The sequence below is a fragment of the Roseburia rectibacter genome, from assembly GCF_014287515.2.
Classification (GTDB): domain Bacteria; phylum Bacillota; class Clostridia; order Lachnospirales; family Lachnospiraceae; genus Roseburia; species Roseburia rectibacter.
Window position 1 is genome coordinate 2,225,252 of sequence record NZ_CP092473.1, and the last position, 12,709, is coordinate 2,237,960.

A 12,709-nucleotide genomic window follows, 5' to 3' on the forward strand; every position below is an offset into this window, starting at 1 on the left:
TCCTAGACGATTCCGCGTCCATCACGTACTTTCTTGCTTAAGTGATTGCAGAACAGTACCAGTACACAACCAACCAGAGATTTGAACAGACCAACGGCTGTCGTATAACCGTAATTTGGAATCGCACCACTGTTGAAGGTCTGATAGTAAATATAAGTTTCAAGTACGTTTGCTGTACCTAAAACAGCATCGTTCTGCATTACAAATGCGGACTCGAACAGGTTCATAACCTTTGCAAGGTTTAAGATTAAAACAGTAAGGATCGTATTCTGTAATGCCGGGAATGTGATATATCTCATCTTGCCCCAGCGTCCTGCACCATCCATTGCTGCAGCTTCATAAAGCTCTGTATTTATTCCGGCAAGCGTAGCCATAAAGATAACGGTCTGCCAACCGGTTTCTTTCCAAATATTAATGATATAGTACGCAAGTCTCCACCATTTTGAATCCCCCAGGAAATAAATTCCGGAATCAAGTACACCAGCGTTGATCAGGAATGTATTTACAAGACCTTCTGCTGTCGGTGCCAGGATCAAAGTAAAGACGGATGCGGTAACTACCCATGACATAAAGTGTGGCAGATAAATAATTGTCTGCACGATCTTTTTAAAATGAATATTTGCAATCTCATTTAAAAAGATAGAAACAATAACAGCTGCTGCTGTTGTCAAAAACAATTTTATAATACTAATCTGTAAGGTATTCCAGAATGCCGTCCAGAAATTTGGCATGGAAAACATTTTCTGAAAATTTTTGAGACCAACAAAACTTGCCTCTTTGATTCCGTTATAATCGGTAAATGCGAAACGGATTCCAAGCATTGGCAAATAAAAGAATATTAATGCAAAAATTAATACAGGAAGAAACATCAGATAGAATCCTCTGTATTTATAGATTTTTGCTGCCAGGTGGTTCTTCTTTCCACCGGTTGTAGCCGTTACGGCTGATTTTTCATTACTTTTTCTCATATCTGTTCTTCCTTTTCAATCAAACATGAATTTGTGATCCATGATCTGTGCCGGCTGCGGATATCCGCAGTCAGGGCACAGATCATAGTTCTTAGTTCCGTTTACCGGAAAGTTTTATTATTTGTTTAAAGAATCAACGATTGCCTGTGACCACTCTGCACCGTGATTTGACTCAAACTGTGCATATGCATCATCAACTGTAATCTCACCCATAACAACTTTTGCGATCAGCTCGTTCTTTAATGTTGTTAAATCACCGTTGTACTCGCTCATCTCATCTGTTGTAGGAACAAGATCAGCAGCTTTGCAGTTATCATTGAATAACTGCGCAGACTCTTTTGCTTCTGCTGCTACAGATTCTTCCTGAGGATCGTTAGCAAGCTCAACTAAAGCAAGCATTGGATCGATGTGAGCTTTGGTGTACTGTGTACCCTCTTTCTCACGGTTCTCTAACATATGGAATTCACCATCAGCATAAGTTTTCTCGTTCTCTGTTCCAGCAAATAATGTCTCTGCTGCTGTTGACCAGTGAATGCCTTCTACACCGTATGTCCATAAGAACTGAACGTCTCCGCCATCCTGCATCGGCTCGATGAAGTATTTGAATACGCCTTCCGGGTTCTCGCATGCAGATGTGATGCACCATACTGGTGGAACACGGTCAAGGTACTGACCTACTTCAGCGATCGGAGGTAATGCTACTAACTCACCGTCTTTACCGTTTGCTTCAAGGTTTGTCTTTAAGTTGGTTGCCCAGGTACCTGCCCAGTAAGTAAATACACCAAAGCTGTCATCATAGAATTTGTTACGGCAGTCAGATGTACCATTTGTTAATGTGGTAGGATCAATCACGCCCTCTTTGTAAGCAGCTGCCATTCTCTCAAGTGCGCTCTTCATAGAATCCTCTGTGAATCCATCTTTCCATGTTCCGTCTTCTGCTTTATAGAAGCTTGGGTTTGCATCCTGATAGAACTCTGGTAAGTAGTTTGTATATGGAGCCTCTGTTCCGATGAAACCAGCAGCAGATACACCGTAGGTATCTCCGTTTACACCATTTCCATCCGGGTCACCGGTTGTAAATGCTTCGAGCATTGCAAGATACTCATCATAGTTTGTCGGAACATCAAGTCCGCAGTTGTCTAACCATGCTTTCTTAACATATGTAACACATCCGTTACCACGAGCTGCAGGCATACCGTATAACTTACCATCAAGTCTTACACCATCGATAACTCCTGTGCTGCCGTATGCATCCTGTCTTGTTTTTAAATCAGAAGATGCATAAGCGTCTGTCATATCCCACAGAACTCCCTGCTCTGCATAACCTGCATAATAGGTTGAAGATAAGATCATAACATCTGGCCAGTCACCACTTGCAACTGTCTGTCCTACTACATCGTAGTAAGCATCATGATCCGGCTGGATCACATTGATCTTCATTCCAAGAAGATCCTCTAATTTGGCAATGAACTCTGCCTGTCCGTTTTCCTGTGTGAAAACAGTTCCATCTACCATAATGGTGATTTCTTCTGGTTTCTCAACATCAGAATCGGTTGCTGTGCTTGCGGAAGCATCACCGCTTTCTGTGGTTGCTTCATTATTAGTAGAAGCATTTGAATTTGTTGTTCCTGCGTTACCAGTATTGCTGGAACCGCATCCTGCCATACCAGCTACCATAGCGGCAGCCATAAGGACTGATACTACCTTCTTTTTCATAAGAACCTCCTTATTAGGAAAAATTTGTTTCGACACTGCTCTGATGTAAGTGCTTTCATGTCTTGTTCATACATTACCATCTTATGGGATTTTCAGCAAGAAACAATATTTGACAGGGGGTACAAAATTTGTTTTTGTGCCTCGCAACCCATTGATTTTACTGGTTTTTTCGGTTTCTGTTGTAATTTTCCCATATTATGATAAAATAAAAAAAGTACGATTAAAATACATCCAAAAAGGACATTTATCACCTATGAGAATAAATTTGAATCACACATCAGATACCACAGCAAAAAATGAATCCACTACTTTTCTTATGATTCGCTTTGCTGTCACATACAGTGTCTTTTTGCTTATCATTTTACTTCTGATGGTATATCTCCACCGCGTTTCAACAACACGTTCCGAACAGGATTTCTGGGATCAGGATCAGTCTACCTTTGAAAGCGCTGTATCTCTTTTAGATAATAATTTTACCACCATGGACTCTATTACCAGACAGCTCAGTATGAATACAAAACTATACCGTCTTGCTACCATGACGTCCACTGACGATAATGATTTCTACTTGTCCGGTCTTGCCATGAAGCAGTCTCTTGCTTCTTATATGTATTCCTACAATGAACTTCCATTTAGTACATATTTTGTTTATCTGAGAAACAGTGGCTATATTATCAGTGTAAACACTTTCAATTCAGAACAGCTCTATTATATAAGAAACTATTTATCTTCCGGGGCTAATTTTAATGAATGGCATGATCTGCTTAACAATAATCTTACAAAAGATGCCGCGATTTATCCTCTTTCCGATTTTATGCTTCCGGAAAGTGATAACGCTTATCTTTATGTTTTGAATATGGATGTTCTGACCTACAAAGATATTCCTGCCACTGTGGCATTTCATATTAGTGAACAGACTTTTCGCAAAATTTTCAATGGTGTCTCATTAGGTGATACCGGTTACATTCTTGCAGTTGATGATCAAAACCAGCCGGTATTTTCCCTTTGTGGAGATGAGTTTCAGTCTTCTGAGGACAATTTATCCACGCTTGCAGAATCTGTATTATCCTTATCTTACGATGGCAATAATACCTGTATTCACGACGACACCCATATCATGCGAATGGCTTCAAAAACAAATGACTGGACTTTTTATCTGGTACAGCCGGAATCTATTTATCCGTCCGACTATCAGATTATTTTCCTGTTCATCCTTTTTGCAGCAGTTGTCGGTGGACTTATCATGATATTTATTTTAGTCCGTAACAATATGCGCCCGATTCTTCACTTAGACGGCCAGCTTAAGGAAACACTGCACGCAAATACGCAGCTGATCGAGGAAGCCGCTGCGATCCGTCCAGTTTTATATGACAATTATTTAAGACAGCTGATGAGTGGTGTTATTACTACCCCTGATGAATTTGCATTTATCCAGAATTATCTGCATTTAGAGGATTCCTCGCTTCACTATTATGTTTTATATGGTGTAACTTATGAAAATGATCCTACCATTGATACTTTTCCGAATGAAAATACAGCTTCCGATAGTTCTGAAAACGCAAAAGATATCATAACAAATCTCTTAGCAAGATATTTTTCCTACGAGAACAATTTATATCTTTGTTCGCCAAAGAAACATATTTACACTTTACTGATTCCTTTTCATGAAAAACCAGACAAAATGCTGATCTCTCTTCAGGAAAAGGTTTTAAAATTTCACAGTGAGCTGTTAGAAGAATATTCAATCTGGTTTTTTGCCGGAATAGGTCTTTCCTGTTCCTTTACCAACATCTGGGAATCCTACCAGCAGGCGAAAGATGCAGCCGGCTATACCAGCAAGAACTATATTTTCCTTCCATATGAAATGTTAAAAAAAGATTCGCATGTTTATTACTATCCGGCAGAATTTTCAACCCGTCTGATCCGCTCCATTACCGGAGGCAATAAGACGCAGGTGATCGAGATTTTTAACCTGATCCATCAGGAAAATATTGAAGAACGTTCCCTTCCGTTCCAGTTATTGCGCTTTTTACTTACCGACATCCGCAATACCTTATTGAAAGCTCGATTTACCTACACCGGAGAAATTACCCCGGAGATCATGGAAATCGACACCCTGCTTTCACAGGATGAGCTTACCTTCCGTCTCTGTGAAGATATCAGCATCAGGCTGTGTGATTTCTTTGCATCAAAGTCCGAGAAAAATAACCTGATCGACAGTATTGTAACTTATATCCGTGAAAATTATAAAAATCCGGCTCTCTGTTTAAGTAAGATATCTGATGAGTTTCATATATCAGAAAGTTATTTTTCTCATATGTTTAAGGAAAATATGAACGTAAACTTTTCCGTTTATCTGGAAGATCTGCGCCTTACAGAAGCAGCCCATCTGATTGAAAAAGGTGAATCCGGCATCAATGAGATTGCATTGGAAGTTGGATATAATAACCAGACTTCTTTCCGGCGTGCATTTAAGAAAAAATTTGGCGTTACACCGAGCAGTTTCGGTGTTCAGTCTTAAATTAAAAACAATAACAGCGTAAATTAACGCAGAAATGGAGTATACAATGTTTGATTTCAAAAAAGATTCTCCAGAAAGTGTTGGCATCCCTTCCAGATGCCTTCTTAAATTTCTGGAACGTTTACAGAAAAAACAGATTCCCATGCATAGTTTTCTTCTGATGCGGCATGATACCCTGATTGCTGAAGGCTATTATGCTCCCTACCAAAAAGATACCCTGCATCGCATGTTTTCCATCAGTAAAAGTTTTACTTCCATTGCGATCGGTCTGTTAGAAGCAGAGGGAAAATTATCTCTCGATGATCCCATTGTCAGATATTTTCCGGATAAAGTTCCATCTAATGTACATCCATGGATCGCAGAAATGACGATCCGCGACATGCTCATGATGCGTACCTGTCATGCATCCACAACTTATAAAGTCAATATGAAAAATGACTGGGTAGAAAGTTTCTTTACAGTACCGCCAACTCATCCGTCAGGAAAGCTCTTTCATTATGACACTTCCTCTGCACATACACTCTGTGCACTCGTAGAACGGCTTTCCGGAATGTCAATGCTCGATTACCTGAAACAAAAACTGTCCGTTCTGGAATTATCAAGCGAGTCCTATATGTTGACCGATCCCTTTGGTATCTCCATGGGTGGCAGTGGTCTTGTTGCACTTCCATCTGACCTTTTAAAATTCGGTTATCTTTTAGCTCATAATGGAAATATTAACGGAAAACAGCTCGTTCCAGCTTCTTATATCAAAACAGCTGCCTCATATCTCTCCGATACCCGCATAACAGCTCCCCTTCCAAGTGAAGCCTGTGGCTATGGATACCAGATCTGGCGCAGTGAAAAGAATGGTTTTGTCTGCTATGGCATGGGTGGTCAGTTTATCCATTACCTTCCGGATTATGATCTGCTCTTTGTCACTACTGCGGACACACAGGGACTTGCGGGTGGAAATCAACTGATTTATGATGCTCTGTATGACGAGATTCTTCCTTACATACAGGCAAATCCACTCCCGGAGGATCAAAAATCGCATACAGAGCTTCTTTCTGTGCTCTCTTCCCTTGCGATTTCACCTCTGGACAACGGATCAAGCACAGCTCCCGCTGTTTCGCATATCTTAGGAAAGCGATATGTGTTTGAAAAAAATGACGGTGAGTTTGCGGATTTTACGGTGGATTTTACAAATGATGAGGGATGTTTTACATTTACACTGCATGACCAGACATGCTCGATCCATTTTGGTTTCGGAAAACTTGTCTGCGGACAGTTTCCAATCTATGATCAGAAATATGCCGCCAGCGGTATCTGGGTATCGGAGAATACTTTGTATGTGCGGGCGCATATTATGGATGCATTTGTGGGAAGTGTCCATTTTGAGGTGGTGTTTGGGGAATCTGATGTGACAGTGTTTATGAAGAAACAGGAAGAAAGTTTGTTTGGGGAGTTTCAGGGACATCTGTTCGGGACGATTGGCTAGCTAGAACTGCAGGTAAAACTATGTTATACCTACATTTTCTTAATAAGATTCGGGTGTCAAAAGGTGATTCGCAACTTAGCGGCTGGCAGATTTCACAAAGCCGTAACTAATTTTGTGACTTTGGGAGAAAATTAGGAAATCTTGTTTTACCGGTTCATAACGCAGTGTTGCGTTGCCATGGATAGCAACACAAGTCTTAATTCTCAATGGTAAAATAGAGTTAGTAATTTGATTTTTATGAGGTGATTGATTTGGACGTGAACTCTTTATCACAAAAGTTTTATGTACGTAAATTAGACGAAAATGACCTGGATATTATTTTTGATTTGTGTTGTGGGAATCCTGTTTTTTATCAATATCATCCTCCCTTTGTCACAAAAGAAAGTATATTAAAAGACATGAAAGCACTACCATCAGGAAAAAGTTATGATGATAAATTCTACGTTGGTTTTTTTGAAAAGGAATCTTTAATTGCTATTTAATGCTTTCTGGTCAAAAATAACTTTCACGTTAATCAACGAGGGAAAATATATTCTTATGGAGCGAAAAATATAAATTATCGCTTTTAAAAGCCAGCATATCTCACCACAAAACTTCCGGCTCCAGTGCACTAAGGCTCGCCGACAGTGCACCGGAACCGGCAATTTTATGGTTCCAATGCACGCCCCAAGGCTCAGCCAACACCAAAGTGATGCTAACTATAAGCTGCCATTTTTACTGTGGCTGTTTACCAATATAAGCTAAAATACCACCGTCTACATACAGCACATGACCATTTACAAAGTTAGATGCATCAGATGCAAGGAATACAGCCGGTCCCTGTAAGTCTTCTGCATTTCCCCATCTTGCAGCCGGAGTTTTTGCAATAATGAACTGGTCAAACGGATGTCTGGAACCATCTGGCTGGATCTCACGAAGAGGTGCAGTCTGAGGTGTTGCGATATAACCAGGTCCGATACCGTTACACTGGATATTGAATTCACCATACTCAGATGCAATATTCTTTGTCAACATTTTTAATCCACCCTTTGCAGCAGCGTAAGCGGAAACAGTCTCACGACCAAGTTCACTCATCATAGAGCAGATGTTGATGATCTTTCCGTGACCTTTTTTGATCATAGACGGGATAACTGCTTTTGATACGATAAACGGTGCATTTAAGTCAACGTCGATTACCTGTCTGAATTCTGCCGCTGACATATCGCACATCGGGATACGTTTGATGATACCTGCATTATTTACAAGAATATCGATCACACCAACTTCTTCTTCTACTTTCTTAATGAAAGCGTTTACCTGTTCCTCATTTGTAACATCACATACATAACCATGAGCTTTAATACCTTTTTCTGCATATGCAGCTAATCCTTTATCAACCAGCTCCTGTTTGATATCATTAAATACGATGGTTGCGCCAGCCTCTGCATAAGCAGATGCGATTGCAAATCCGATACCATAAGATGCGCCTGTTACTAATGCAATTTTGCCCTCTAATGAGAAATTGTTTAAAAATGACATATTTCTATCTCCTTTTTTGTGTTATGTTTAAGATTCTATAAATAAGAATCCAGTTTCTGCGTTTTCTGCCCAATATTTCTGAAATGACAAATTGAATCCTGTGCAAATATTCTGTTGTCTAAATTATTAAACATGTGACACAATGATTACATGTTTTTATGAATATTCATTTTATTGTCTATTGCCAGTATGTCATCTCTACAGAGTGACTCCCTGTTTAAAAATTGCCATATCATGGAATCCTGCTTCTTCACTGCGTACTTTCTTACCGGATGCAACATCGATCACATAGTCAAATAATTTCTGACCTGTTTCTTCTAACTCTGCATCTTCCACAAGAACACCCGCATTGAAATCGATCCAGTTCTTTTTCTTTCCGGCAAGAGTACTGTTGCTGGAAATCTTTACTGTTGGAACCGGGGATGCAAACGGTGTTCCGCGTCCGGTCGTAAACAGTACAATATGTGCACCGCTGGCTGCTAATGCAGTTGCAGCAACAAGGTCATTGCCCGGTGCGCTGAGAAGATTTAATCCCGATGTATGTACGCGCTCGCCGTAGGAAAGAACGCCTTTTACTGCAGCACTTCCTGATTTCTGCGTACATCCCAAAGACTTATCCTCTAAAGTTGAAATACCGCCTTTTTTATTTCCCGGTGACGGATTTTCATAAATCGTCTGATGATTATCTTTAAAATACTGTTTAAAATCATTGATCAGATCTACGGTCTGATGGAACAGTTCTTCATTTTCACAGCGGTTCATCAGCAATGTTTCTGCACCAAACATCTCTGGCACCTCTGTCAGGATCGTCGTTCCACCTTTTCCGATTAAAATATCAGAAAACTTACCAACCAGCGGATTTGCTGTAATTCCGGAGAATCCATCACTTCCACCGCACTTCATGCCAATGATGAGTTTGGATGCACTGATCGGCTCACGGGAAAATCCAGCAGCATAATCGATCAGTTCTTCTAAGAGTTTTTCGCCCTCTTCCATCTCATCTTCACATTCCTGGCAGACTAAAAATTTCACACGGTTCTCATCATAATCACCAATGTATTTCTTCAGTTCACCAATATTACTGTTTTCACATCCAAGTCCAAGTACTAAAACACCACCTGCGTTCGGATGCTTTACGAGATCTGCAAGGATTGTTCTGGTGTGTTCCTGGTCGTCTCCCATCTGGGAACATCCATATGGATGAGGAAATGCAATGACTTCCTCCACAGAACCATGAACCTTTGCATTGGCACGTTTTGCCATCGCTGTTGCGATGTTGTTCACACAGCCGACCGTCGGTATGATCCAGACTTCATTACGCACACCGACGCTTCCATCCGGACGTGAAAATCCCATAAAAGTACGATCCTCTGTCTTTTTTTTCTCTGTTTTTACCGGCTCATAGGTATAGGTAAGCAGATCACCAAGAGCAGTTTTGATATTATGTACATGCACCCACTGACCGGCTTTGATATCCTCTTTTGCATTTCCGATACGGAAACCATATTTGATCACATCGCCGCCCTGCGGAATATCACTGATCGCCATCTTATGACCGGCAGGGATCATCTCAGCCGCTGTAAATTCTTTTCCATCAACAGCGACTTTTTCTCCCTCCGCAATTTCCTTTATGGCAACAATGACATTATCATTTTCATTAATTTTGATAAAATCTTTCATAAGTATTCTCCTGCTTATGCGTTAAAAGTTTTTTCCATTGCTGCTCTCATTCCAAGTGCACGGATATCTTCCATGTAACCAGTTACAGCCTCTTCCACTCCTGCTAATTTTGTAAGGTCCTCACCCCAGAAATGCTCATTGGATAATACTGCATGTGTATATTCTGCTGCATCTTTTGAACTGTTTTCTGCAAAGAACTCTAATACCGCTGCGTCATCTAAGATCTGATACTCAGCACCATCACGATGTCCGATCAATGCTTTGTCGCGAATCTCTGTACCTGTATAGAATGCCATCAGGGCAGCCAGTGAAAATGTCAGGTGTGTCGGAAGTTTTCCTTCGTTCTTAATGTACTCTAAGAAGCTCGGCATACATCTTGCGCGCCATTTTGAAACAGAGTTCAGGGAAATGGATAATAATGCATGTTTTACATATGGGTTGTTAAATCTTGTAATAACTGCCTCTGCAAAATCGATCAGATCCTGTTTCGGAAGTGTTAATGTAGGAATAACTTCATCAAAGATCGTTGCTTTCATAAAGTTGAAGATCAATTCATCCTGCATGGACTCTAACACGATATCATTACCACAGAGATAAGATGCCAGTACAAAAGAAGTATGGGCACCATTTAAGATACGTACTTTTCTCTGTTTATAAGGTTTCTGATTGTCAGTAAAGATAACCGGGAGTCCTGCATCCGGAAGTGCAAATTCTTTGCTGATATCTTTTGCACTCTCGATAACCCAGAGAGCAAATGGTTCACCTGTTACAATCAGGTTATCCTGATATCCGAACTCTTTGCAAAGTTCCTCAGCCTCATCTCTTGGGTAACCGGTTACAATACGGTCAACTAATGTGGATGTAAATACACATGCCTCATCTAACCATTTCTTAAATCCTTCTTCTAAGTTCCAGAGTACTGCAAGTTTCTCTACACACTCTTTTAAATGGATACCATTATCATCGATCAGCTCAACCGGAAGCATCACAAGACCTTTGTCCATTGCTCCGTTAAAATGTTTATATCTTTCATATAAGAATTTGGTCAATTTACCCGGATAGCTCTTCGGCGGCTCCATCTCTAATCTGTCTGTATCATCATAAACGATACCTGCCTCTGTTGTATTAGAAACAATGTAACGTAAGCTGTCAAGTTTTGCATAATCTGCATATTTCTGATATTCACCATAAGCATCTACTGCATCTGCAACGCTGGTTACGATACGGTTAATACGCTTCGGCTCTCCATCCACGATTCCTCTTAACTGTACTGTATACTGGCACTCCTGATCGTGAAATCTGTCAAGACTTCCGAACTCAATCGGTTTTACAAGTACGATGTCTCCGTTAAATTTTCCCTGCTCATTTGCAATGTCGATCATGTAGTCAACAAACGCACGAAGGAAATTTCCTTCTCCAAACTGTAATACTTTAACTGGTCTTTCTACTTTTCCTGTTTTTTTTCTGTTTAATAAATCCATGATTTCCTCCTGATTATCAGATCATTACTGCACCTTGTCATTTTGTAAGCGTTTACAATTTGTATTCTTACACCTTTTTACCGTTTCGTCAATATGTAATTTTGCACAATTTAGTGATTTTTATTATTTTTCTTTAAAATCGTCACTTTTTCTTCTACATTTTTTCTATATTTTACAAAATCTGATATTGCTTTCTTTTTTTTGTTATTGTATAATCAGACCAGTAGCAATGAAACTGCTTTCATTTTCTTTTACATTTCTTTATAAGATGTAATACAGGAAGCGATTTTAACATATTAAAGGGATTTTATTTATGACAATATACGACATTTCGAAAAAAGCCGGTGTATCCATCGCGACTGTTTCCCGTGTATTAAACGGCAGCGACAAAGTCCGACCTTCTACAAAGAAAAAAGTCATGGATATCATTGAAAAATATGATTATACACCAAACGCTTTTGCACGCGGCATGGGACTTCACTCCCTGCAGACGATCGGTATTCTCTGTGCAGATTCCTCTGATCTTTTTCTTGCAAAGGCGGTTTATTATTTAGAACAGGAACTGCAGGCAAACGGTTATGAGTCACTGCTCTGCTGTACCGGTTATAATTTAGAGATCAAACAGAATTACCTGAATTTGATCCTTTCCAAAAAAGTAGACAGTATCATTCTTGTCGGTTCTAACTTCATCGGTACTACCGAAGATGAAAACCAGTACATTAAGGATATTTCCTCACAGGTACCGATCATGCTGTTAAACGCTTCTTTCGATTATCCAAACGTTTACAGCACTTTATGTGATGACTATACGACCATGTTTGAGGCAACAGAATCTATGTTGGATTCCGGGATTGCCGATCCAGTCTATATTTATAATTCCATTTCATACAGTGGTCGCAAAAAATTAAACGGTTTCAAAGATGCTTTAAAAAAACATGGCATCTCTGATATAGAAAACAGAATCCACAAATACGACGGAGATTCCCAGCAGTTTAACGAAATTGCTGACTTTATGGATCAGGTTGCAAAAGAGGCCCCTCCTTTTCATGGAGTGATCGCTGCCGACGATGTACTCGCCGTCGGTGTAGTCAAATATGCGCAGCGCAATCATATTTCCGTACCCGATGATCTATCCATCATGGGGTACAACAATTCCATGCTGACAACCTGCTGTATTCCGGAACTTACTTCCGTGGACAACCGCCTGGAAACACAGACACATCAGTTAGTGCAGACCTTAGTGGGAGTTCTTTCTGGTGAAGAAATGCCGAAAAAATCTATTTTTTCCGGCAAATTAATTAAACGTGGAACTACCTTATTCTAAAACAAACATAATGGAGGAAAA

The 12,709-nt window shown here is 40.1% G+C and carries 9 protein-coding genes; 4 read left to right on the forward strand and 5 right to left on the reverse strand.

Features of this window, described 5'->3' with window-relative positions:
- Positions 1-2: 2 nt before the first annotated feature.
- Both H8S51_RS10545 and H8S51_RS10550 read right to left on the reverse strand, forming a co-directional pair.
- Complete coding sequence (locus H8S51_RS10545; protein WP_006856019.1) at positions 3-968, reverse strand: ABC transporter permease; 966 nt, start codon at positions 966-968, stop codon at positions 3-5.
- A 117-nt stretch (positions 969-1,085) separates the two neighbouring features.
- Positions 1,086-2,684: an extracellular solute-binding protein gene (locus H8S51_RS10550; protein WP_022112705.1), complete on the reverse strand. Its 1,599-nt coding sequence runs from the start codon at positions 2,682-2,684 to the stop codon at positions 1,086-1,088.
- Positions 2,685-2,937: 253 nt separating this feature from the next.
- On the opposite strand from H8S51_RS10550, the gene H8S51_RS10555 reads away from it, so the two are divergent.
- The 3 genes from H8S51_RS10555 (at position 2,938) to H8S51_RS10565 (ending at position 7,167) form a co-directional block, all read left to right on the forward strand.
- Positions 2,938-5,205, forward strand: a complete 2,268-nt coding sequence (locus H8S51_RS10555) for a helix-turn-helix domain-containing protein (protein ID WP_186898739.1) — start codon at positions 2,938-2,940, stop codon at positions 5,203-5,205.
- Positions 5,206-5,251: 46 nt separating this feature from the next.
- Positions 5,252-6,685 (forward strand): serine hydrolase domain-containing protein, encoded by a 1,434-nt coding sequence (locus H8S51_RS10560; protein WP_186898738.1) that lies wholly within the window; start codon positions 5,252-5,254, stop codon positions 6,683-6,685.
- Positions 6,686-6,942: 257 nt separating this feature from the next.
- Positions 6,943-7,167 (forward strand): hypothetical protein, encoded by a 225-nt coding sequence (locus tag H8S51_RS10565; protein WP_186898737.1) that lies wholly within the window; start codon positions 6,943-6,945, stop codon positions 7,165-7,167.
- Between the two features lie 232 nt (positions 7,168-7,399).
- On the opposite strand, the gene H8S51_RS10570 is transcribed toward H8S51_RS10565, so the two are convergent.
- The 3 genes from H8S51_RS10570 to H8S51_RS10580 all read right to left on the reverse strand — a co-directional run bounded on the left by H8S51_RS10570 (position 7,400) and on the right by H8S51_RS10580 (position 11,364).
- Positions 7,400-8,203 carry a gluconate 5-dehydrogenase gene (locus H8S51_RS10570; RefSeq protein ID WP_015560591.1) on the reverse strand — a complete coding sequence of 268 codons (804 nt, stop codon included), beginning with the start codon at positions 8,201-8,203 and terminating at the stop codon, positions 7,400-7,402.
- A gap of 198 nt (positions 8,204-8,401) precedes the next feature.
- On the reverse strand, positions 8,402-9,883 hold the full coding sequence (locus H8S51_RS10575) for a UxaA family hydrolase (protein ID WP_186898736.1): 1,482 nt from the start codon (positions 9,881-9,883) through the stop codon (positions 8,402-8,404).
- A 14-nt stretch (positions 9,884-9,897) separates the two neighbouring features.
- Positions 9,898-11,364: a tagaturonate reductase gene (locus tag H8S51_RS10580; RefSeq protein WP_117921857.1), complete on the reverse strand. Its 1,467-nt coding sequence runs from the start codon at positions 11,362-11,364 to the stop codon at positions 9,898-9,900.
- Positions 11,365-11,677: 313 nt separating this feature from the next.
- Between H8S51_RS10580 and H8S51_RS10585 the strand changes: the two genes are divergently transcribed.
- Entirely contained in the window at positions 11,678-12,688 is a 1,011-nt protein-coding gene (locus H8S51_RS10585) for a LacI family DNA-binding transcriptional regulator (RefSeq protein WP_117921856.1), read from the forward strand.
- Positions 12,689-12,709: the final 21 nt, after the last annotated feature.